The sequence below is a fragment of the Segatella copri genome (assembly GCF_019249655.2).
GTDB lineage: Bacteria > Bacteroidota > Bacteroidia > Bacteroidales > Bacteroidaceae > Prevotella.
Map to the genome: position 1 here is coordinate 3,255,267 of NZ_CP137557.1, position 23,083 is coordinate 3,278,349.

At 47.2% G+C, this 23,083-nt stretch carries 14 protein-coding genes; 9 read left to right on the forward strand and 5 right to left on the reverse strand.

The genetic code is table 11. From position 1 onward, the window contains the following. Window positions 1–11: 11 nt before the first annotated feature. From KUA49_RS13410 to KUA49_RS13425, 4 genes are all read right to left on the reverse strand, one after another. Entirely contained in the window at window positions 12–1,913 is a 1,902-nt protein-coding gene (locus KUA49_RS13410; protein ID WP_256624740.1) for a hypothetical protein, read from the reverse strand. 26 nt (window positions 1,914–1,939) lie between these two features. Beyond that, window positions 1,940–3,640 carry a RagB/SusD family nutrient uptake outer membrane protein gene (locus KUA49_RS13415; protein WP_218411548.1) on the reverse strand — a complete coding sequence of 567 codons (1,701 nt, stop codon included), beginning with the start codon at window positions 3,638–3,640 and terminating at the stop codon, window positions 1,940–1,942. Between the two features lie 18 nt (window positions 3,641–3,658). After that, a complete protein-coding gene (locus KUA49_RS13420) occupies window positions 3,659–6,832 on the reverse strand; it encodes a SusC/RagA family TonB-linked outer membrane protein (protein ID WP_218411547.1) in 3,174 nt (1,057 codons plus the stop codon). A gap of 319 nt (window positions 6,833–7,151) precedes the next feature. After that, window positions 7,152–8,117 carry an ATPase gene (locus KUA49_RS13425; protein WP_218411546.1) on the reverse strand — a complete coding sequence of 322 codons (966 nt, stop codon included), beginning with the start codon at window positions 8,115–8,117 and terminating at the stop codon, window positions 7,152–7,154. A gap of 163 nt (window positions 8,118–8,280) precedes the next feature. Here KUA49_RS13425 and KUA49_RS13430 point away from each other — a divergent pair, with 163 nt between their 5' ends. From KUA49_RS13430 to KUA49_RS13450, 5 genes are all read left to right on the forward strand, one after another. Continuing rightward, complete coding sequence (locus tag KUA49_RS13430) at window positions 8,281–10,641, forward strand: mechanosensitive ion channel family protein (RefSeq protein ID WP_218411545.1); 2,361 nt, start codon at window positions 8,281–8,283, stop codon at window positions 10,639–10,641. Between the two features lie 75 nt (window positions 10,642–10,716). Next, the gene (kdsA, locus tag KUA49_RS13435) at window positions 10,717–11,466 is read left to right on the forward strand and encodes a 3-deoxy-8-phosphooctulonate synthase (protein WP_218411544.1); all 750 of its coding nucleotides are present in this window, start codon (window positions 10,717–10,719) and stop codon (window positions 11,464–11,466) included. A 44-nt stretch (window positions 11,467–11,510) separates the two neighbouring features. Further along, a complete protein-coding gene (locus tag KUA49_RS13440) occupies window positions 11,511–12,491 on the forward strand; it encodes a KpsF/GutQ family sugar-phosphate isomerase (RefSeq protein WP_203039554.1) in 981 nt (326 codons plus the stop codon). Between the two features lie 57 nt (window positions 12,492–12,548). Beyond that, window positions 12,549–13,820, forward strand: a complete 1,272-nt coding sequence (cls, locus tag KUA49_RS13445; RefSeq protein ID WP_218411543.1) for a cardiolipin synthase — start codon at window positions 12,549–12,551, stop codon at window positions 13,818–13,820. Between the two features lie 63 nt (window positions 13,821–13,883). After that, window positions 13,884–14,516, forward strand: a complete 633-nt coding sequence (locus KUA49_RS13450; RefSeq protein ID WP_218411542.1) for a response regulator transcription factor — start codon at window positions 13,884–13,886, stop codon at window positions 14,514–14,516. A gap of 144 nt (window positions 14,517–14,660) precedes the next feature. Here the strand turns inward: KUA49_RS13450 and KUA49_RS13455 are convergent, their stop codons facing one another. Further along, entirely contained in the window at window positions 14,661–15,617 is a 957-nt protein-coding gene (locus tag KUA49_RS13455) for a LuxR C-terminal-related transcriptional regulator (RefSeq protein WP_218411541.1), read from the reverse strand. A 362-nt stretch (window positions 15,618–15,979) separates the two neighbouring features. On the opposite strand from KUA49_RS13455, the gene KUA49_RS13460 reads away from it, so the two are divergent. From KUA49_RS13460 to ccsA, 4 genes are all read left to right on the forward strand, one after another. Further along, the gene (locus tag KUA49_RS13460) at window positions 15,980–17,281 is read left to right on the forward strand and encodes a hypothetical protein (protein ID WP_119226811.1); all 1,302 of its coding nucleotides are present in this window, start codon (window positions 15,980–15,982) and stop codon (window positions 17,279–17,281) included. Between the two features lie 72 nt (window positions 17,282–17,353). After that, window positions 17,354–18,607: an imelysin family protein gene (locus tag KUA49_RS13465; RefSeq protein ID WP_119226812.1), complete on the forward strand. Its 1,254-nt coding sequence runs from the start codon at window positions 17,354–17,356 to the stop codon at window positions 18,605–18,607. 106 nt (window positions 18,608–18,713) lie between these two features. Continuing rightward, the gene (locus KUA49_RS13470) at window positions 18,714–20,474 is read left to right on the forward strand and encodes a di-heme oxidoredictase family protein (RefSeq protein WP_218411540.1); all 1,761 of its coding nucleotides are present in this window, start codon (window positions 18,714–18,716) and stop codon (window positions 20,472–20,474) included. A gap of 161 nt (window positions 20,475–20,635) precedes the next feature. Beyond that, window positions 20,636–22,900, forward strand: a complete 2,265-nt coding sequence (gene ccsA, locus KUA49_RS13475; RefSeq protein WP_218411539.1) for a cytochrome c biogenesis protein CcsA — start codon at window positions 20,636–20,638, stop codon at window positions 22,898–22,900. Window positions 22,901–23,083 lie beyond the last annotated feature (183 nt).

Genomic DNA, 23,083 nt, shown 5'->3' on the forward strand with positions numbered 1-23,083 from the left:
AGTTTCTAATCTTATTTACCCTCTGAAGGTGTCACTACAGGAGCACCTGTATCCATCTTCACGGTGATAACTACTTCGATGCTTGAAGAACACTTGAAGTCGGTAAACTCATTGTTGCCGGAATCAAACTTGAAGCATGCGGCAGGTCCCCATGGGTTCAATACATAACGACGGAAGGAGTTGGTACTTGGGTCATCATCTGTATATCCTCTCGGAATGAGTGTATCATCAAAATCAACACTCTTGCCATCTACCTTGATGCTCTTGATGGTGATATCGCAGTTTGGATTGTCCTTCAGAATCTTGTTGACGTCGATGTAGAGAAGATATGGATTGCTCTCTGCACCCTCAAACTTCAAGGAATAGTCGCCATCGCCTGTGATGAACACATTGGTGCTCATATAGTTGGCGATATCGCCATCGTGCTTCCAGCCCCAACCGGAGTTGTTGAAGAAGAGGTTTGCCTTATACTTAGGACCTGATGCTGAACTTGCGCTCTGGGCTACCCAGTGGTATGCCTGATACTGATAGAGATTGCCCTGGTCATCAAGACACTGGCTACCGAGCCACAAATCCTTCAGATGTCCGGTATAATCATCCTTGCTGACTTTCAGGATGCGCAGGGTGTTGTCCGCATTGGCATGCATGTTGTAATTGCCCGTTGCAGAAAGCTGGGTATTTCCGAAGCCCTTGTCGAAGGTGAATACGCCCTCATCGGTCAAGGTATATTTACCGGAAACCTGACTTCCATCAGGAGCGGTGTAGATATAGCTCTTTGACTCGCTGTTCATCACGAGTGTTGCATCCTCGATACCATTGGCTGCTGTAAGCTGAATGCCCTTGGCACTACCGTCGAGGTTGCAATAGTCAAACTGCCGTCCCTCTTCATTATCAGGGTTAGCCAACTTGTAGGTGATTTCCTTATTGGTCTTCTGCTCTACCCAGTCGCGCCAGTCGGTCATCAGCGTTGGCTTCACATGGGTGTTCTCTGCCACGGTAGGAGTCCAATTGTTCCAGTATTCCTCTGAAACGAAGTTGTAGCAAAGCAAGCACTTGCCCTCATCTGAATTGTCTCGAACTGTTGCTATCTGCAAACGGTCGTCGGCAAGTCCCATCAGCTTCAGTCCGCTACGCCAGTTGGTAGCAACCTTGTCATGTCCCGAATTATGGAGCAGTTCCGCATCCGAGAAGGTGATGGTATGATTGTCTGTATCCAGCATGTAAGTACCCTTAAAGGTCTCACCTGTCTCAGCATTATATACGGTGACATGGGCACCACCAATCAGGTCGAACTCCATATAACCATAGTCGATAGCCGACATCACCCAGGAGTTACCTGGGATATCAGGAGTCCAGTTCCAATGGTCGCCGGCTGCAGCGGTCTGTCCCATCATGCAGGTACTCCAGTCATCATCCATACCCCAGAATCCGAGCGGACCTGCCCAAAGGTCTGAATGCTTGGTGATGGTATTGGCATCGATATCCAACTTCCATCGCTTCGATTTGCCTACGCCGCCACTCAGATAGGTCCACAGAGGATCGGTAACGAATTCGGCACAGAAATCATCTACCTTGAACTCGGCGTAGGGTCCCCAGAGGAAACCGCCGCGGGTTTCAACACCGACACGTGCCTGATAGGTACCATTGAAAGGAATCTTCAGGCTCACCTCATCCTGCTGGAAACGTCCCTGAGGCGTATCAAAGACCACCGAATAGCTCGATGGCAACAGACTCTTGAACTTGACGATATTAGGATTGCTTTCGTCGTGAGTAATCGTGAAGGCGATGTTCTCAGCCAAATCCTCAGAAGACAAGTTCTTATCGCCCAGACCAAACTCGTCTGGAGAGCAGCTCGCCATGATGAGAATCATGACTGCTGCCAAAAGCGAATATATTTTATTTATAATCTTCATAAAACCAATACTTTAAAAAGTTAGAATTACCAACCTGGATTCTGCTTCAGGAGACCATGAGAAAGTCCGATCTCGGTGATAGGAATCTGAATCAAGCCACGTTTCTTGATGATATTCTCGGCACTGATGGATACGGTGGTTTTCTCGCCGCCATCCTTCACTTCCCAGGAACCGGCAATCTCCTTGGCTGCCTGCTCCACGCCCTGACGGAGCTGATCCCAATAGCGGATTCCCTCGAAGGCAAACTCAAGCTTGCGCTCTTTCAGGATGTTCTCCTTGGTAGCTGTCTGCTGAGAATAGTTGCCACTCAGGGTAGTGCCATCATCCTCGGTATAAGCACGCTTGCGAACCTGGTCGAAGTAAGACTGGGCATTAGGACTGCCCAACTCTGCTGCCATCAACAGGACATCGGCGTAACGGACGAGTACCCAATCCTGGAACTGACTGATTTGGAAATCGCCTGCACCCACTGTTTCCGTGTAATGCTGCAACTTACCATCACCAGCAGTTTCGTGCTTAGACAAAGGGGTATATTTCTTCACGAAATATCCGGTGTATTCACGCTGGTCGGCAAGATAGGTGTTCTCGTAATCCTTCAACTGTGAAGCATCAATGATAGAGGCTGAACGGCGGGTATCACCCGTAGCATAGGCTGAAGCAATGGATGGTGTAACGGTGCATGCACCCCAACCCTGGCCATAGCCTTCGTAAACCAGACTACCGGTACGCATTCCTACCATCACCTGGAAACGGTTACCATCATTGTTGCCATTATAGTCGGCTGTGTAGTTGAACTTCATCGAGAGTATGGTCTCTGAGTTTCCAGGACCAGCCCAGGAAGAGTTCTCATGTGCCCAAAGTCCTACGTGGTCACCGCTCTTGTCATCAGCAGAAGCTGGCCACAAATCTCTGAATCGAGGTACCAGACTGAACTCGCCACTGGCGATGATATCCTCGCAGGCAGCCAGTGCATCCGCCTTGGTCAAGCCCAACTGATCAGGCTCCTTGCCATAATAGCCACTATAGAAGAGGTACGCGCGAGCCAGAATCGCCTCGGCACCATACTTGGTGACATGTCCATCATTGGTAGCCGCATCCTTCTTAGGATAGGCATTGGCAGGAATGTGCTCAATGGCATACTTCAAATCTCTGAATACCAGACTATATACGGAGTCAGGAGCAGCCTGAGGAACCACATCGCTGGTGGCATGTTCCAGCAACGGGATGTTCTCCCAAAGGCGAAGCATATCGAAATAGCACAAGGCACGAAGGGCATGAGCCTCACCCAGATAAGTGTTCTTTGCATTCTCATCATCCCAGATAATGCCTTCACCCTTATCGATAAACTCATTGCAGCGGAAGATGGCTGCATAATAGCTCTTCCACAAGGTTTCGTGCATATCGGTATAAGATGGTGCCAGATTCATGTCGAAACGGTCGAGAATCTGGGTGTTGCGTCCATCGTTGTTACCCGTACCGCCAAAGCACTCGTCACTCATCGTCTCGGTCAACTGATAGACGGTGAACGAAGGACCATCTGAAACGGTACGCTGCCAACCGTCGTAGCAGGCATAGAGCGAGCGAAGTCCATCCTCCTGACTCTTATAGTAATTGCCGGAATTTGATTCTGTCTTGGAAGCCACATCCAGCCAACTGTCGCTGCAAGATGCCAGACCTCCCATAGCCAAAATACCCAAAGCGGCTATCTTTATTTTATTTGTCTTCATAATGATATCTCCTTTAAATTAGAACTTAAGATTCAAACCTACCATGAAGGTACGTGGACGTGGATAGTAACCCAGATCTACGCCTGATGCCCAACTGTTGACACCATAACCGATTTCTGGGTCCATGCCGTCATACTTGGTAAAGGTAAACGCATTCTGAACCTGGAAGTACAAACGGGCCTGAGATACGAACTTCTGATGCAGAAGCTTGGCAAAATCATAACCTAAGGTAATGTTGCTGATTCTCAGGAAGTCACCATCCTGGATAAAGAGGTCGGAGAACTGATAGTTCACATTGGTCTCTGTCACACGTGGATATTTGTTGGATGTTCCCTCACCAGTCCAGCGCTGCAGGATGGCTGAAGTGTAGTTGGCTGTCTTGGCACCTACATTGCGGTAGCTCTGAACGATGTCGTTGCCTACTGAACCGTTGGCGGTTACAGAGAAGTCGATTCCCTTGTAGTCGAAACCGAGTGAGAAACCATAGGTAAAGTCTGGCATACCATTGCCCAGGTTTACCTTGTCGGCATCATTGATGGTACCATCGTGGTTGACATCGTAATACTTCACATCGCCTGGTTTTACAGAAGATCCCTGAAGTACGCCATTGCCTGCCGCTACCCACTCGTCGATTTCTTTCTGGTTCTGGAAGATACCAGCGGTCTTGTAACCCCAGAAATAACCGATTGGTTCGCCATTGCTGCAACGGTAGAACTCGGTAGAGTTATCATAGAGCTGACCATTACCATCGGTACCATGAATGATACCATCGGATGTAGGGATGCTTCCCACCTTATTCTTATTATAGGCACCGTTGACATTCACATAGTAGTTGAAATCTCTACCTATGTTGTCGTTCCAGCCCAAACCGATTTCTATACCGGTATTCTCTACGTCACCTCCATTGAAATAAGGGGCTCCCGTACCGGCTGTGCCTGGGATAGGCTTAACCAGCAACCAGTCTTTGGTGGTCTTCTTATACCAGTCGATGTTGACATTCAACTTGCCCAGGAGGCGCAGATCCAAACCGAAGTCCAACTGTTCTGAAGTTTCCCACTTCACATTCTCGTTAGACAGACGGCTTTCGTAAGCACCATAGTAATTTGACTGTCCGTCAGCACCCAAAGCCGTACCGAAGTTATAGTAAGCACCCGATGTTGAGATAGGAGAAATAAACATCAGGTCGCCAATATTCTGGTTACCAACCTGTCCCCAGCTTGCACGCACCTTGGCATAATCAAGCACCTTGAGCAGAGGCTTCACCCATTTTTCATTGGTTACAATCCAACCGGCAGAAACAGAAGGGAAGTAGCCCCAGCGGTTGCCACGGGCAAACTTAGAAGAAGCATCGGCACGCAGGGTAGCTGTTGCCATATAGGTTTCCTTCCAGTTCCAGCTTACACGACCAAAGTAGCTCACCATGCGCTGTGACAGAGAAGGAGCACCGCTGGCACCCAGACCATCGGTAGCGGTGGCAGCGGTACCATTGCTTACATAAGCATGGTTCCAATCGGCAAAACCACTCTTCAGGGTGGCATTGGATGCACTTACGCCTACGCCATCAAAGCGCCAGGATTCCATACCTGCCAAGGCTGTGAAGCTATGCTCCTTCACCTTGAAGTCATAAGACAAGGTGTTAGTCCAGGTCAACTGCCAGTTATGTCCCATATTCTGGTTCACACTGGTACGGTTGGCTGTGTTGTAGCTATAAATGGAGAACTGATAGAGAGGAGTAAACGAACGGTAATCGCTTGAATAATATTCGTAACCTACTACGGTGCGATACTTCAAGTTCTTGATAGGCTCAATCTCCGCATACACATTTCCGGTGAAACGGGCTGCATTCGTCTGATTGTTATTGTTCGTCATCATCAAGCCGTATGGGTTGCCATCGGCATTATACCAGTCGCTGTTGCTGGTATCATTAAAAGGAGAATCATACTTGTTGTTGTCGCTATACACAGGCGACAATGGAGAGGTATTGAAGGCACTGCGCAGCGAGTTGTTGTAAGCATTGCCCACACCGATACCCGTATTCTGGGTATAGATGAAACTGATCTGCTCACCCACCTTCAACCAGTCCTTCACCTTCCAGTCGGAATTGACACGGAAGTTGTAACGTTCATAATTGCTGACGTCCTTGCCGCCAACAATACCTTCCTGGTTCATATAACCCAGCGTCATGGCATAATTGGCAGTCTTGCTACCGCCATTTACACCTATATTATAAGAAGAAGTCTTGGCATTCTTCACAAACATCTGACCTACCCAGTCGGTATCAATCAAATCGCCATTGGCATCATAGATACTCTTGTATTTGCTCCAGTCGTAGGCGTTCTTTCCCGAGTTGATGGCAGCCTCATCCAAAATAGTCATATACTCCCTGGCATTGAGCATATCAATGCTGCGTGGCTTGTTCTGCCAACCCACATAGCCGTCGAAGCTAACCACGGCACGTCCTTCCTTACCACCCTTGGTAGTAATCAGAACCACACCATTGGCCGACTGCGAACCATAGATGGCAGCCGATGCCGCATCCTTCAGCACATCAATGCTTTCGATATCGGCAGGATTCAGAGAAGCGATGTCACCACGTACACCATCAATGATGTAAAGCGGATCAGAACCACTCACGGTACCCATACCACGGATGTTTACCTTCAAACCGGAACCCGGCTGACCGGATGTTGAGATGATGCTCATACCAGGAGTCTGTCCCTGGAGTGCCTGAAGCGGATTGGAAGTGTTCAACTTGGCGATGTCATCACCCTTCACGTTGATGTTGGCACCCGTCACCAGCTTTTTCTTCTGAACACCATAACCAACAACAACGACCTCATCAAGAGATTGCTTGTCCTCATTCAAGGTTACGTTGATTACAGAACCTGTAACTTTCACCTTTTGGGTGATAAAGCCCAGGTAAGAAACTTCGAGCGTCTGTCCATTCTTTGCTGAGATGGTAAAGTTACCATCCAGGTCGGTTACTGCACCGTTTCTTGTTCCCTCGACCATGACACTTGCACCAATCAGTGGTTCATTGTCACTGCCAGAGATAACAGTACCCTTAACCGTCTGAGCATTTAGGACACCTGCTCCGATTCCTAGCATTGCCTGGATTGCCAACATGAGGGCTACCAGTGCAACCTTACAGAGCATTCGGCTCTGCGAGAATTTCTGAGATGTTTTTCTCATAATTACGTTAGGTTTAAATTAATAATTGTTCATTTTTGGTTTAATATTGTTCCTATCATTGGGTAGGTTCATATTGCCATATATAAATAAGGTGGAACCACTCCGAAGAGCGACACTTCTTGATTTATCGTTGTGAAATTTGTTTTTGATGGGGCAAAGATAAGGAAAAAACAAATACGCATGGGGGCATTATTGTTAAAAGGATACGTATAAAATGTTGCATTATCCTCCTTTCTTAACAAAAAAAGCACCAAAACAGAGCATTTTATCTGTTTTGGTGCAGTATTTTCTTAAATTCTGATACTTTTCATAAAAAAAGCTAAACCTGTTTTTGGGGCTGGGAATGATACTGAATCAGTCCCGGCATAGGTGCCTGCATTACCTTCTGGATGGTGAGATGATGCTCATCGCACATCACATTTCTCAATGGCGACTCGAAGTAATGGGCGATGCTTCCCACAAAGCCCACGGCTGGTACATCTTCGCCCAAAGACAAATCCCATGCCTTTACACCAGACTCCAACTGAGAGATGTCTTCGGCACTCGCCTTCACATATTTAATATAAGGAAGGAGATTCTTTTCGTAGAAATCGTTGAAGTTGCCAAGCACCACCCGATAGAGCGCCATCGCCTCGTTCAGTTCGTCGGTTCCATTCTCATGCTTCTCACCCTCGGCTATCTGCTGCGAGATGAAAGGACAGAGGGATGCCAGAAACCGGTTGGCAAGAGGTTCGCGATACACCTTATTAATAATAGTAGGATAATCCAATCCCGACCACTCCAGGAACTTCTTCTTCATCGTAGTAGATAAGGCGCCCTTGAAAATACCGTTCAGGAAAAGCTTACCCAGAACGGCACCACTCCCCTCATCGCCCAGGATGTAACCCAGCGGTGGCGTATTCATCACCATGCGATGACCGTCGTAGAGACAACTGTTGGCTCCCGTTCCCAAGATGCAGGCGATGCCTGGCTTGTTGCCGAAGAGGGCTCTTGCCGCTCCAATCATGTCTCCCTCGGCTTCCACCTTGGCTCCAGGAAAGGCCTGCTGCAGGAGTGAGGCCATCTGGGGCTTCATCGCCTCGGTTACACCGCTGCCATAGAAATATACTTCCTGTGGTGATTCCGGCAAGATGAGTTCCGACTTCAGAATCTGAAGCACCTCGTCATCCTGCATGTGAATAGGATTGATGCCCTGTGTCTTGCAAGTCATCACTACATTGCCCTGCCCGTCGGTCAACGACCAATCGGTCTTGGTACTGCCGCTGTCTGCTATGAGTATGTTCATTGTTTTATCTTTTTAAATACACTGCAAAAGTACGGAATTTCGATGAAATATCGCAAAGATATGGGTAAAAAGATGCTTCATCTGGCTGATTATCTTAAAAAACGCATCTTATTCTTTGATTTTTCACGAATTATTAATAACTTTGCAGACAAATAGACATAATATGAAAAAGAAACTATATATTCTCATCTTGCTGATGGTGGCTTTCGTGCTGCCAAGCAATGCTGTGCTCAAGGAAGCCAACCTGGATACAACGCTCTATATGCTGCGCACCGAGTTGACCAACTACCACATCGACCTGGAAAAGCAGAACAAGGTGGCAAAGGCACAACAGCAGCAGGTTATCGCCGAACTGATCAGCATCGTAAGACAAGCTGACCAGAACTCCATCATGCTCTATTCCCAAAGAAACGGATATGTGTTCGATATGACCTACGCCTGCCATGAGGCTACAGAACAGTTCAGAAAGTTCAAGTCGAAGGCGGTGCCGTTCAGGCAGATGATCAAGGAAACCAATATGGAAGTGGCGCGATACGACTCCCTCATCAATTATCTCTACGGCATGAACAGCATGTTCCTGAGCGACGAGGCACAGGTAAACCGCAACGTAGACCTGACCCTTGCCGTGAACATCCGCCGACAACTGGTAGAAAAGCAGGAACAGTTGCAACTATACGTGATGGCATACGACAGGACCGACAAGAAACTGAAGGCTCTCAACGACTATGCCAACAAGCGATACAGCGATATCCAGAACAGCATCTTCAACAATGGAGGCGACAACTATTTGCATATCCTATGCAATATCGGCATGAACTACAACGAGGCAAAGACCTCTGTAGCAGAGAAATACAAGCGGGCACCAGGCATGATGTCGCAATGGGATGTACGCATCATCTTCATCCTCTTCGGCATCATTGCATTCTATGGTCTCATCTCCGTCTTCCTCAATCTCTTTGCCATCCGCATCGTGCTGACCCAACTGATGAAGCACGGTATGTTCCAGAACAGAAAGGAGAGTTTCATGGCAAAACGCCCTTGCCTCATCATGGCGATGACCGTGGTTACCTTCGCTGCCATCCTAGGCATCGTACGCATGACGGTTACCCAGAACTTTGTGGTAATGGCAAGCCAGTTGCTGGTGGAGTTTGCATGGCTGATTGGCGTCATTCTGGTATCTATCCTGCTGCGTGTGGACAACGACAAGATTAAGAACACCTTCCGCATCTATTCTCCACTGATGCTGATAGGCTTCATCGTCATCGTTTTCCGTATCATCCTGATACCAAACGATTTGGTGAACTTCATCTTCCCTCCTATCCTTCTATTCTGCTCCCTGTGGCAGTGGAATGTGATAGCCAGGAAGCGCAATCAGGTGCTGCGTACCGACAAGACATACGCCTATATCTCGCTTGCCGTCTTTGCGGTAACTACCGTCAGTGCTTGGGTAGGTTTCACCCTGCTCGCCGTACAGATTATCATCTGGTGGACCATGCAGCTCACCTGCGTACTCACCATCACCTGCTGCAAGGGATGGCTCAGCGTATATGCCAAGCGCAGAAACCTGCGCAGCTTGGCTATCACCGAGAAATGGGGCTATCGCTTCGTATATAAGGTGTTGCTGCCTATCTCGGGCGTGCTCTCCTTCATCGTCTCCATCTATTGGGCAGCAGATGTGTTCAACATGAGCGACACCACCTGGGAAATCTTCAACAAGAACTATATCCATACCACCAACTTCACGGCTTCGCTCTATAGCGTTTCGTGGGTGGCTTGCCTCTACTTCCTGTTTAACTACATCAATATCACCACGGTAGATTTGATGCGCCATCATTTCGAGAAGACTGATCCGACATCGGCAGCTTCCAAGATTGTGATGTTCAAGAATGTGTTGCAGGTCATCGTTTGGGGTATCTGGCTGATGATTGCCCTGAGCGTATTCGAGGTAGGAAAGTCATGGCTGCTCGCCATCTTCGCCGGTTTGTCAACCGGTCTGGGTTTTGCCTCCAAGGATATTCTCGAGAACATCTACTACGGCGTATCCCTGATGATGGGCCGTGTAAAGGTGGGTGACTATATCATCTGCGACGGCACCCGTGGTAAGGTGAGCAGTATCAGCTACACCTCTACCATGCTGGAGGCTATCGACGGTTCAGTCATCGCCTTCCAGAACTCGCAGCTGTTCTCCAAGAACTATAAGAACATGACCAAGAATCATGGTTACGAGCTGGATGCGCTGGAAGTAGGCGTGGCATACGGAAGTAACATCAAGGAGGTGAAGCAGATTCTCATCAAGGAACTGCAGAAGCTCGAGTGCATCAATAAGGAAAAGGGCGTAAAGGTATTGCTCAAGAGTTTCGACGACAGCTGCATCACCCTCAAGATTGTGGTGTGGGTCAATGTGCTTACCCAAGCCATGGACGATGCCACCATCATGGAGTGCATCTACGATACACTGAACGAGCACAATATCGAGATTCCATTCCCACAGCGTGAGATTACAATTAAACAAGTTAATAATTAACAGTTTATAGTTTATAGTTGATAGCAGGATAGCCCCCTATTAACTATAAACTATCAACTATAAACTTAAAAAAATATGGCAACATTTATAGCAGGACCATGCGTCATCGAGTCGATGGAGCTGTTGGATACAGTGGCTCAGGAACTCGTGCGCATCAACCATAAATTAGGGACAGACATCATATTCAAGGCTTCTTTCGACAAGGCCAACCGTACCAGCATCCACTCTTTCCGTGGTCCAGGCCTGGAAAAGGGACTCCAGATGCTCAGCGACATCAAGTCAAAATATGGTCTTCGCATCACTACTGATATTCATGAGAGTTATCAGGCTGAGGCTGCGGGCGAGGTATGCGATATTCTCCAGATTCCAGCTTTCCTCTGCCGCCAGACCGACTTGCTCGTATCTGCCGCCAAGACTGGCAAGATTGTCAATATCAAGAAGGCACAGTTCCTGAGTGGAAGAGACATGAAGTATCCTGTGGAGAAAGCATTGGAAAGCGGAGCCAAGGAAGTTTGGCTCACCGAACGTGGCAACTGTTTCGGCTACAACAACCTGGTGGTTGATTTCCGCAACATCCCTGACATGAAGGAGATTGTACCTAATGTAATTATGGACTGCACCCACAGCGTGCAGCGCCCTAGTGCCGGCGACGGCAAGACCGTGGGCGACCGCAAGTTCGTACCAGCGATGGCATTGGCAGCCAAGGCATTCGGTGCTACGGGTTACTTCTTCGAGGTACATCCTGACCCAGACCAGGGATTATCAGATGCAGCCAACATGCTGGAATTAGACAAATTAGAAACTCTTATCCAGGAACTTTTATAAGTGAAGAGGAAAAGTAAAGAACGAAGAATTCAAATGTTATAGAAATGACCGATAAGAATAATAAAATAGATGACAAGGTGGTACGTGGCTATGGCGAACAGGCCCTGAGAGATGAGGCGCAGGCCATCCTCGACCAGATACCTTATCTGGATGACAATTTTGAAAAGGCAGTGGATATGATGTACCATTGCCAAGGCAAGATTATCGTTACCGGTGTGGGCAAGAGTGGACATGTGGGTGCCAAGATTGCCGCTACCCTAGCCTCAACAGGTACGCCTGCTTTCTATATCAATCCGCTGGATGTATATCATGGCGACCTCGGTGTGATGACCGATAAGGATGTGGTGCTGGCACTGAGCAACAGCGGCCAGACCGATGAACTGCTCCGTTTCATCCCGATGGTGCTCCACATGAATGTACCGATTATTTCGATTACGGGAAATCCAGATTCCCTGCTGGCGAAATATTCCAACCATCATATCACCGTAAAGGTGAAGAAGGAGGCTTGTCCGCTGAACCTCGCCCCTACCAGCAGTACCACTGCGGCTTTGGCGATGGGCGATGCCCTTGCAATAGCCCTGATGCAGGTACGCCACTTCAAGCCTCGCGACTTTGCCCAGTTCCATCCGGGCGGCGAATTGGGTAAGCGACTCCTTACCACCGCCGAAGATGTGATGCGCAGCGACGATATGCCTATCATTCCTAAGGATATGCACCTGGGTGAGGCTATCATCCACGTGAGCAAGGGCAAACTGGGACTGGGAATCTCACTTGATGAAGACCAGCGTGTCATCGGCTTGATTACCGATGGCGATATCCGCCGTGCCATGGAGAAATGGCAGGCAGAGTTCTTCAACAAGACCGTTAGCGACATCATGACCACCACCCCAAAGATGGTTACTCCGAAGACCAAGATTTCGGAGATTCAGCGCATTATGCACAAATACAAGGTGCATACGGTGCTCGTAGTAGATAAGGATAATCATTTGAAAGGCATCGTAGATCACTATGCCTGCATGGTGTGATTTTAATTTATAATTTATAATTAATAATTTATAGCAAATAGATTATTAGGAGTTGACATGAGACTCAGAGAGATAATAACAACGATAACACTGATGCTGGTCAGTTCGCTGTGCAGCGCACAGACCAGCGATTCAATGATAGTCAACCAGCTTCGTGGGAAAGGCATCAGTTTTTCCCACGACAACTCTGTTACGCTCCTGATGAGCGGACAGGAGAAGTTCGACGACATGTTTCAGGCGATTCGCCAAGCCAAGCACAGCGTTCACTTGGAATATTTCAACTTCCGCAACGACAGCATCGCCTCCCTCCTCTTCGACCTTCTTGCCCAGAAGGTGAAGGAAGGCGTCAAGGTAAGGGCATTGTATGACGGATTCGGAAACTCATCCAACAACAAACCTTTGAGAAAACGACATCTCAAGGAAATCCGTGCCAACGGTATCGAGATTTATGAATACAAACCCCTGAAGTTTCCTTGGGTGCATGCCGTTTTCAACCGTGACCACCGGAAAATCGTAGTCATCGACGGTCAGATTGCCTATACAGGCGGCATGAACGTAGCCGACTATTATATAAAAGGTACGAAGGTGGTGGGCGAATGGCACGATATGCACTGCCGCATCGACGGAAGCGAGGTGAATACCCTGCAGAAAATATTCCTCAAGATGTGGAACAAAGTAAGCGGACAGCATATAGATGGTGAAGAATACTATCGCAAGGAGAAGAAGGACTATCTGGTAGAGAATCTCAAACCCGATACCACCGCCACGGCTTATCGCAAGACGGTGGGTATCATCAACAGAGAGCCACATATCTCGAAGGATATCATCCGCTATTTCTACGTGAACGCCATCAACGACGCACAGGATAGCATCAAAATCATCAGTCCCTACTTCACCCTGAGCCACAAGCTGAAGAAGGCACTGAAGAATGCAGCAAGAAGGGGCGTAAAGGTGGAGATCATGCTCTCTACCCGAAGCGATATTCCTTTGACACCAGATTGCGGCTTTTACAATGCTCACAAGCTGATGAAGGCGGGATGCGATGTATGGATGTACACGCCGGGCTTCCACCACACCAAGATTATCATGGTAGATGGCAAGTTCTGCACCGTGGGAAGCGCCAACCTCAATGCCCGAAGTCTGAGATGGGATTACGAGGAGAATGCAGTGATTGTAGATTCATGCACCACCGACCAACTGGACCAGCTCTTCAACAAAGAGAAGAAAGACAGTTTTCTGCTCAACGAGAAAAACTGGCGAGAGTGGCGCACAGGCTGGCAGAGATTCAAGGGCTGGTTTGCAGCAACATTCCTCACCCCATTCCTATAAGACGGCAGAATCTGAAGGGTTCCACACCCCATTACTGTAAATAATTAAAAAGAGAGACAAGATATGAATGAAGAAATGAAGAAGGCGATGACAGGAAAGGCGATGCCAGAACTTGCCATTGTAGATAACAACACGCTGGCAGCACTGGGACTCAAGGGGTTGCTCGAAAGTGCCATCCCCATGGTAAGTATCCAGATTTTTGGTACATTCGGTGAATTTGAATCGAATGCACCCAACCGGTTCATGCACTATTTCGTGTCGATGCAGGTGCTTCTGGCGCATCGCAATTTCTTCATCGAGAACAGCCACCGTCCTCATACCATCGTGCTCACCCCCTGCAATGACCTCAACTCCCAACTGCAGGGTTTTCACTGCATCTGCACCAATGTTCCGGAAACACAGCTCATCAAGCAACTGATGAGCCTGCAGCGTTCGGGACATCCTCATGGAGAACATCTCCCAATGATGAACTCAGCTGATTCCAAGGAGAAAGCCCTGTCGGATAGAGAAATCGAGGTGCTTTCGCTGGTGGCACAAGGCAAAATCAACAAAGAAATTGCCGATCAGCTCTGCATCGGACTCACCACGGTGATTACTCATCGCAAGAATATCCAGGAAAAATTAGGAATTAAAAGCGTTTCTTCACTCACTATCTATGCCGTGATGCATGGATATGTTGATATCAACAGGATATAAAGGCATCTGAGTATCCCCCTAAATGGTGATACCCGTTTTTCAGATACCTACATATAATGATAATGCCTTCCCCGCAAGCAGCAGGGAAGGCATTATCATTTTACAAAAAATAACATTTCAATGATGACTGTTCCTAAGGAAAAACTAGAGTTTCACCGTGGAAATGTCAACCAGATTGTTCACGATGGCATAAATTGTCAAGCCCGCAGGAGAATGAATCTGAAGCTTTCGGGCGATGTTTCTGCGGTGGGTAATCACCGTGTTGATGGAGATATAAAGGTGATCGGCAATCTCCTTGTTGGTCATTCCCTGAACCAAAGCCACTATCACATCTTTCTCTCTATCGCTCAACTGTTCGTCGCTCATCGGGGTCTGATTAATCATGCTCGAAATCTTGGCACTCACATCATTCTGCTTCAGTTTTATTTCTGCATTTCTTACGGCAGGAATAAAGATTTCTTCCTCCACCTCAGAATGATGCTTCAGCCATTCCTCATTATTGTAGATGTCATAGAGGGTGGCACTCAGCTGGTTGTTATGAAGTCCATCCGAAGGCAGATACTTGATGATGATACTCTTCAACTCCTTCAACTTTATGTCCACCTGAGCATGATGCTTCGAGAAGGTCTCTATATCGAAGTTCGCGCTGGCATTACCATCTATAAGTGCCTGAACATAAGGAAATACCATCTTTTCCTCATACTTCATGTGATTGGTGATGCTATGGGCATAGTCATCATAAAGCTTGAGGATAAGGCGTGCCAGATTATCCTTTTCATCCAGCGCTTCAACCAGTTCCTTACGGATAAACGGCAACTGGAAATCTATGTAATAGGCATGCGATGCCTTGAGATAATGCAAGAGGGTTGGCAGCGACAGGCGGTCGGCATTGTCATACTCCTTGTAACCATTAATCGTCAAGTTTACCACGGACAGGAAAGTATAAGTATCTACCTTCTGCTCGTCGCAAACCTCACGCACAGTCTTGTCGCCAAAGCCCAGGTTGATACCGAAGCTACCCAGGCTCTGCAAGATGTTGTAATTGTCTCTAATGATGCTGATCATCTTGTCATCAGCCTCATACATCTTCTGATTTTTCATCTTCTTTTATTCTTAAATGAAAACATCCTTGTATCAAGAACATTCATAATGTTTCTATTTCGGGTGCAAATATACAAAAAAGTTTCGAAACTCGCAATACCTAGAAATGGGGATGCCGCAGTTTACCGATTTTTAGGTATTGCAAGATATTTTAAAACTCCGTACCTTTGCACCCGAAATCGAGAAAGAGCGCGGTGATGATTGCCACTCCCGAGCGGCAGAGCTGCGTAATTCCTTATCATGCCTCATGGCTTTAAGGAGATACTAGGCCTCTAAAGTGTCGAGACCGCAAGCAGATATCCGCGCTCTTTTCTTTATTATACTAAGGATAATACGATAACAATAATTTCAAAATATTAAAGATGAACAGTTTAAGAATTGGATTGATGTCCGCTGCCCTGGTTGCCGGTTTGGCAACGGCAAGTGCACAAACTGTGGCTGCTGACAGCGTGATGCAGCACGTGAATGGCAAGCGCCTCAGCGTGGGTGGTTATGGCGAGGTTGCCATGAGCCGCAACTTCTACAGCGACCACGTAAGCCGTTACAGTTTGGCTGACGAACACAAGAATGACCCTAGCCATGGCCGTTTTGATATTCCTCATGCAGTTATTTACCTGGGTTACGACTTCGGAAAGGGTTGGACCATGGGTACCGAGATTGAGTTTGAGCATGGCGGTGTAGGCATGGCCTATGAGAAAGAAGATGAAGAAGGTGGCGAATGGGAACAGGAAGTTGAAAAAGGCGGTGAAGTCGAACTCGAACAGTTCTGGATCCAGAAGTCATTCGGTCGTTGGGCTAACATCAAGGCTGGTCACATTGTAGTGCCTGTAGGTTTGAACAACGCTTACCATGAGCCATTGAATTTCTTCACTGTTTATCGTCCTGAAGGTGAGAATACGGTTCTTCCAAGCACCTGGCATCAGACAGGTGTCAGTTTTTGGGGACGTACCAAGGGTTGGAGATATGAAGTGCAATTCCTGGCAGGCTTGAACTCAGATAACTTTACTAATACAGGTTGGATCAACAAGGGTCCTGGTACTCCTACAGAGGGAGAGATTGCAACTAAATATGGTACAGCCCTCCGTATCGACAACTACTGCATCAAGGGCTTGCGCATCGGTTTGAGCGGATACTATGGTCATGCCATCGGCAACTCTTATCCAAACAACAAGGATGGAGCAGAATCTAAGTACAAAGGTGTGGTAGCTATCGGAGCCATCGACTTCACATACAATAATTATAACTGGATTGTACGCGGCCAGGCAGACTACGGCTACCTGAGTGATGCAAAACAGCTGAAGTACTTCACCAACCGCCTGAATGGTCTCTCTCCATTCCATCATTCAGCATTCGTCAGCAAGAATGCCTTTGCATACGGCATCGAGGCCGGCTACAATGTATTCTCACAAATAGAGAAACTCCGTCAGTCCAACCAGAAGATGTATCTCTTTGGCCGTTATGAGCACTATAATCCATATGCTTCCAAAACCAAAAATACATCATACGACTACACCAATGTACAGCGTATGGCAGTTGGTATCAATTACTATCCTGTGAAACAGATTGTAGTAAAGGCAGAATATTCACATCGCTTCCTGAAGAGCCAGTACAACAATGAGCCTGCCATCAACATCGGTGTGGCTTATGAAGGATGGTTTCTCTAAAGATTCTCACAGAAGAACTTAATATAAAGTGATTGAAACAAACATATCAATAACAAAATACTTATATTAAAAATGAAAAAGGTTTTTAAAAGTGCAGTAATGCTCATGGCAGCCTTTATGTTGCCATTAGGTTTCACATCATGCAGCAGCGATGATGATCCAGTAGAGAACAACGACTTTACAAACAAGGCATATGGCCAGGATGCTATGGATGCCTGCGATGAACTTTGCAATGCGCTCCGTGCAGCTTACAGCAAAGTAAACAATGCAAATTTGAGTGCAGATCAGGAAACATACCTGAAGAATGTATGTGCTAACGCTGTAGACAATACCATCCAGCCAACATACAAGTCACTGGCTGACGCTGTAGAGAAGCTGCATACAGCTCTTCCTAAGAGTGTAGATACCAACAACCTGACTCAGGAGAACATCAACAATGCCTGCGAAGCTTTCAAGGAAGCACGTGCCTTGTGGGAGAAGAGCGAGGCTTTCCTCGGTGGTGCAGCATCTGACTTTGATATTGACCCACACATCGACTCATGGCCATTGAACCGTACACTCCTCCACAGCTACTTTGCTACAGGTAAGTATAGTGATGCTGCGCTTGAGGATGCTTCTATCCTTGGTTTCCATGCACTTGAGTTTATCCTCTTCCGTGATGGACAGCCACGTAAGGTTGCAGAGTTCAAGGGAAACGATACCTACAAAGGCTTCACAGACGTAAAGGGTTCTGAGGAATTGAAGTATGCCGAGGCTGTTATCGAGGACTTGGTAAACCACGTATATGAGCTGGAGGTAGCATGGTCTGAGACTCCTAACGCATCTCGCCTCGCAGCAGTAAAGGCAGCAGGTCTTGAGTACCTGACAGACAAAAAACAGTCTTATGCAGCCAATCTGAAGAATGCAGGCAACACTTCTGTTAGTAAGTTCGCTTCTTTGAAGGCAGCCATCCAGCAGCTTCTCTCTTTGGAGGAAGGTTCAGCCTGGGGTATCTCTAACGAGGTAGGTACAGCCAAGATTGCCAACCCATTCCAGGCAGGTGATATCAGCTACGTAGAGTCTCCATATAGCTACAACTCTATCACCGACTTCCAGAACAACATCCGTTCTATCGAGAACTTGTGGTATGGTGGAACTAATGGTACAAGTTCTAATGCTAAGTATAGCTTCCATCAGTTCTTCAAGGATAATGCATCTGCAGAAGGTCAGCGTGTTGAAACTGCCATCGCTAACGCTATCAGCAAGATCGGCGGTATGCCTTATCCATTCGTTAAGTACGTAAGTACTGTTTGGGGTAAGAAATTTGATGAAGTAAACCCAGAGTAATCTTGTGGTAAACTAACATACAGGAAGCATCTCACCATACTCTTTTTGGTGAGATGCTATTCTGCGCTAAACGAGAATATAAAACATTATAAAACAGAATAACATTATGATTTATCAAAGAATTAGCAAAATGTTATTACTCGGCTTGCTTGTTTTGCCTTTGGCATCATGCTCCGATGATAACAATGTGGTAAACAATGACAAGTTAAATGGTGACTCTCAGTTTGGTAAGGCTAACGATGTTTTTGAGGCATCAGAATGGTATCCAGGTGGCGAACTTGGAACTGACGAAGGTATGAGTTATTCGGCAGAAACACCAGCTACCACCAACCAGGGACTGTCAAACAGTTTCAACAAAGGTGAGGATTTCTTCGAGCACCTTTACACCATCACAGAGGCTCCACGTAAGGGTCTTGGCCCAGCTTGGGTTCGCAGCAGCTGTATCCACTGCCATCCTAACTATGGTCATGGAAAGTTCCAGAACCAGTATCAGGCAGACCAGTTTGGCAACGGCTATCTGCTCGTAATTTATCACCCTACAGCAGGTACTACCGCTGACGGAAAGCCTTACGCAGCAAACAGCTACATATCTGAGGTTACAGGTATGCCACAGACCAAGGCTATGACTCCATTCTCTGCTCCTGTCGACGAGAAGCAAATGAACATTCAGTGGAATGAGGTTACAGCCATGCCTAGCGGTTTGGCTATGAAGTTCCCTAAGGATGGCGAGACTTTTGCTTTGCAGTATCCAGAGGTTACTATCCCTCAGTCTGCATTCAATACCAATCCTAAGCCAAACAACTATGAAGTACGTTTGGAATCAACCATCGGTATCTATGGTACAGGCTTGCTTGATGCCATCGACCAGGATGATATGAAGAAGGTTTATCAGGATGAGGCGAAATACGGGGTAGAGCTGAACCCTGCCATGTGGGACAAGACTGCTAACGATTGGGCTTCAACTGCCTGGTACAAGTTGGCAGATGGAACCAAGATGGTGAAGAAGTTTACCTATGCCATGACCCGTGCTTCCCTGCAGGATGGTCCAGGTGCTAACGCCATCTGGAACATTACCAACGTAACACGTTCCGATCGTCATTACCTCTATACCACTCCAGCCTGGGCAAAGTATCAGAGCGAAGACCCAGAAGTAATCAGTTATATCAAGAAGCATGGTGCTGACGAATCTTCTGTACTCCACCCATACTATGCAGATGGAACTGACGAACGTATCAAGGAGAGAGTAAACGAGATTCTGAGCTGTAACAATGCAGCCAAGTCAGCTACTTTCGAGAAGTACCTCCTCAAGGGAGCACCTTACAATGGCGAGGAAGAGATGAGCGACAAGGATTACTATGACTTCATGGTTTGGCACCGTGGTCTGGCTGTTCCTGCTGCCCGTAACCTCGACAACGCACAGGTTCAGGAAGGTAAGAAGCTCTTCACTCAGTGGGGTTGCGCTACTTGCCACAAGCCATCATGGAAGACTGGTGCTGACAACTATTGGGTAGATAATGCTATCAAGGCTTACGCCAAGAGCATCGGTAAGGATCCTAATACCATGTTGCCAAAGTATCCAGGCCAGACTATTTATCCATACACCGACTTGGTACAGCACCGTCTGTTCATGGCAAACGACATCCGCACAGGATGGTGCCGCACTACTCCACTCTGGGGACGTGGTTTGTCAAGCATGCTGACTGGTCGCAGCGACCGTTTGCACGACTGCCGTGCCCGCAACGTAGTAGAGGCTATCATGTGGCACTGCTATGATCAACGCAGCGATGCATACAAATCAGCACTCAACTTCTACAATGCAACCAAGGAAGAGCGTGATGCTGTAGTGGCATTCATCAATGCAATCTAAGCCTTTACAAGAAGAAACAAAAATAAGAAAAGCTGCCAGGCTATCAAAAGCATTTGGCAGCTTTTTTTATCAGAACCTCTAAATATACGTATAAAATCTTGCTCGTCTCCGAATAATATCGTAATTTTGCAGCGGAAATTCTATCAAGATTCCAACTAAGTATGGTTAAAAAGATTATATTCATTCTTTACATCCTTGTGCTCGTATGCATGGCAGCCGCCACCATCGTGGAGAAAAGCCAGGGCACGGATTATGCCCATGCCCACTACTATGGAGCATGGTGGTTCATTCTAATCTGGGCAGTACTCGCTGCCCTCGGTGCTTTCTACATCATCAAAAGAAAAGTGAAGTGCGCTTCTACGCTGGCACTCCATCTCTCCTTCATCATCATCCTTGCCGGGGCATTGCTCACACATATATCGGCTAAACGGGGCATGATTCATCTGCGCATCGGTCAGCCTACAGATACTTATATGGCTCAGGATGAAGAGCAGGGTATGAAGGAAGAGAAACTCCCTTTCTCGCTCTGCCTAAAGAAGTTTGAAGCGAAGATGCATGATGGTACCAACGCTGTGGCTGACTATTCTTCAAAATTCACCGTAACGGATGGGGATGATAAGAGCGAAGGCGAAGTTTCGATGAACAACATCTATTCCCACCGTTCCTACCGCCTCTATCAGTCGTCTTACGATGAAGACGGCAAGGGAAGCGTACTCGCTATCAATGCCGATCCATACGGCATACCAGTCACCTATACTGGCTATGCGCTGCTCTTCATCTCCCTCGTATGGATGCTCTTCGACCCTAAGGGCGGTTATCGCAAACTACTGAAGAGTCCTTTGCTCAAGAAGGGAGCCTTGATGACAGCACTCATCCTCAGCATGGGCAATATACAGACACTGCATGCAGAATCTGCAACAGGCAATCTCCAAAATGCTGTATTGCCAAAGGAAACTGCAGAGAAGTTTGGCGAGCTTCATATTCTCTACAACGACCGCATCTGTCCGGTACAGACCTTTGCCCTGGATTTCTGCAAGAAAATATATGGAGCCAGGAGCTATCAGGGATTGACTGCAGAACAGGTACTCTCTGGTTGGGTGTTCTATGGAAATACTTGGGCAAACGAGCCTTTCATCAAGATCAAGAGCGGAGAAATGAAAACAGCGATGAATCTGCCTGACTATGCTTCGCTCAATACTTTCTTCAATCGTGAGATGGGTGGCTATACCATCGGACAGTATGTTCAGGAATACTACAATGGTCAGCAGGACAAGTTCCATCAGCAAGCCGCCGATATCGATGGCAAGATACAGATCATCATGGAATTGCGTGAAGGTGTTTCATTGAAGGTTCTTCCTTACACCTTCACCAAGAACGTGAAAGCTACCAAGAATCATCCTTTCATCAAGGCGGGTACTACCACGTGGTTTTCACCAGTGGATAAGTTGCCGCAAGCCGTAGAGCAGCAGCATGCGCTCTATATCAGGAATGTATTCTCTCTGCTGAATGGTGATGTAAAGGCAGGCAATACGAGCCGAGTAAACGAGTTCTTCGTCAAGATGAAGAAATATCAGGAGGTTAGTAGCGGTAATTCGCTGCCAACAGCTACACAGTATAAGGCAGAACGCATCAATAATGCCTTTCCTTTTGCCACCATTCTCTTCATGGCAAACCTCACATTGGGCTTCATTGCCCTCTTCTACACCATCTATCGCATGACGAAGAAGAGAGAAATCAAGGCATTGAACATCGCTTTGCCTATCCTGCTTGGCGTATCCTTCCTTGCCTTAACCTTCGGATTGGCATTGAGATGGATTATCAGCGGCAACATACCTATGTCTAACGGATATGAAAGTATGTTGACTGTAGCCTGGTTCGTGATGCTTATCAGTATTCTGATGCAGTTGCGCATCCGCATCGTCATGGTATTCGGCTTTCTGATTTCAGGATTCTTCCTTCTGGTAAGCCATATCAACCAGATGGATCCTGCTATCGGACAGATGATGCCGGTATTGAACAGTCCGTTACTCAGCATCCATGTCAGCATCATCATGATGAGCTACGCCCTCCTATCGCTCACCTTTATCTGTGGCATCATGGGTATCTGCCTTCGCTCTCATGGCGAAGAGCTTCAGGCACTGAGCCGCATCTTCCTATACCCTGCCCTCACCACGATGGGATTCGGCATCTTCATCGGAGCCATCTGGGCTAACGTGAGCTGGGGTAATTACTGGAGTTGGGATAGCAAGGAGACGTGGGCGCTCATCACCTTTATGATTTATGCAGTAGTAGTGCATACGCTGAGTCTACCGGTTTTCCGCAAGCCGCTGGTGTATCACATCTACATTACCCTAGCCTTCCTGAGTATCGCCATGACCTACTTCGGTGTGAACTATTTCCTCACGGGCATGCACTCTTATGCATAGCCCATCAGAAGACAGAATATATTTAGTCTTAAGGCAAAATTTATTTTCCCTTAAGGCTAATTTTATTTTCCCTTAAGGATAAATATATGATGGTGTTGACATCTATCTAATCATCATGCACTTCAAGAAGGGAGAAATCCATTCCCCCACACTCTTTTTATGTTTTTTTAATATCCTACGGTC

What these genes read in the sequence shown, in the direction of transcription:
- KUA49_RS13440 (WP_203039554.1), top strand. Translation starts at nt 11,511, where the DNA reads ATGACCGATAAGAATAATAAAATAGATGACAAGGTGGTACGTGGCTAT.
- KUA49_RS13465 (WP_119226812.1), top strand. Translation starts at nt 17,354, where the DNA reads ATGAAAAAGGTTTTTAAAAGTGCAGTAATGCTCATGGCAGCCTTTATG.
- KUA49_RS13410 (WP_256624740.1), bottom strand. Translation starts at nt 1,913, where the DNA reads ATGAAGATTATAAATAAAATATATTCGCTTTTGGCAGCAGTCATGATT.
- KUA49_RS13425 (WP_218411546.1), bottom strand. Translation starts at nt 8,117, where the DNA reads ATGAACATACTCATAGCAGACAGCGGCAGTACCAAGACCGATTGGTCG.
- kdsA (WP_218411544.1), top strand. Translation starts at nt 10,717, where the DNA reads ATGGCAACATTTATAGCAGGACCATGCGTCATCGAGTCGATGGAGCTG.
- KUA49_RS13455 (WP_218411541.1), bottom strand. Translation starts at nt 15,617, where the DNA reads ATGAAAAATCAGAAGATGTATGAGGCTGATGACAAGATGATCAGCATC.
- KUA49_RS13420 (WP_218411547.1), bottom strand. Translation starts at nt 6,832, where the DNA reads ATGAGAAAAACATCTCAGAAATTCTCGCAGAGCCGAATGCTCTGTAAG.
- KUA49_RS13430 (WP_218411545.1), top strand. Translation starts at nt 8,281, where the DNA reads ATGAAAAAGAAACTATATATTCTCATCTTGCTGATGGTGGCTTTCGTG.
- ccsA (WP_218411539.1), top strand. Translation starts at nt 20,636, where the DNA reads ATGGTTAAAAAGATTATATTCATTCTTTACATCCTTGTGCTCGTATGC.
- cls (WP_218411543.1), top strand. Translation starts at nt 12,549, where the DNA reads ATGAGACTCAGAGAGATAATAACAACGATAACACTGATGCTGGTCAGT.
- KUA49_RS13460 (WP_119226811.1), top strand. Translation starts at nt 15,980, where the DNA reads ATGAACAGTTTAAGAATTGGATTGATGTCCGCTGCCCTGGTTGCCGGT.
- KUA49_RS13470 (WP_218411540.1), top strand. Translation starts at nt 18,714, where the DNA reads ATGATTTATCAAAGAATTAGCAAAATGTTATTACTCGGCTTGCTTGTT.
- KUA49_RS13415 (WP_218411548.1), bottom strand. Translation starts at nt 3,640, where the DNA reads ATGAAGACAAATAAAATAAAGATAGCCGCTTTGGGTATTTTGGCTATG.
- KUA49_RS13450 (WP_218411542.1), top strand. Translation starts at nt 13,884, where the DNA reads ATGAATGAAGAAATGAAGAAGGCGATGACAGGAAAGGCGATGCCAGAA.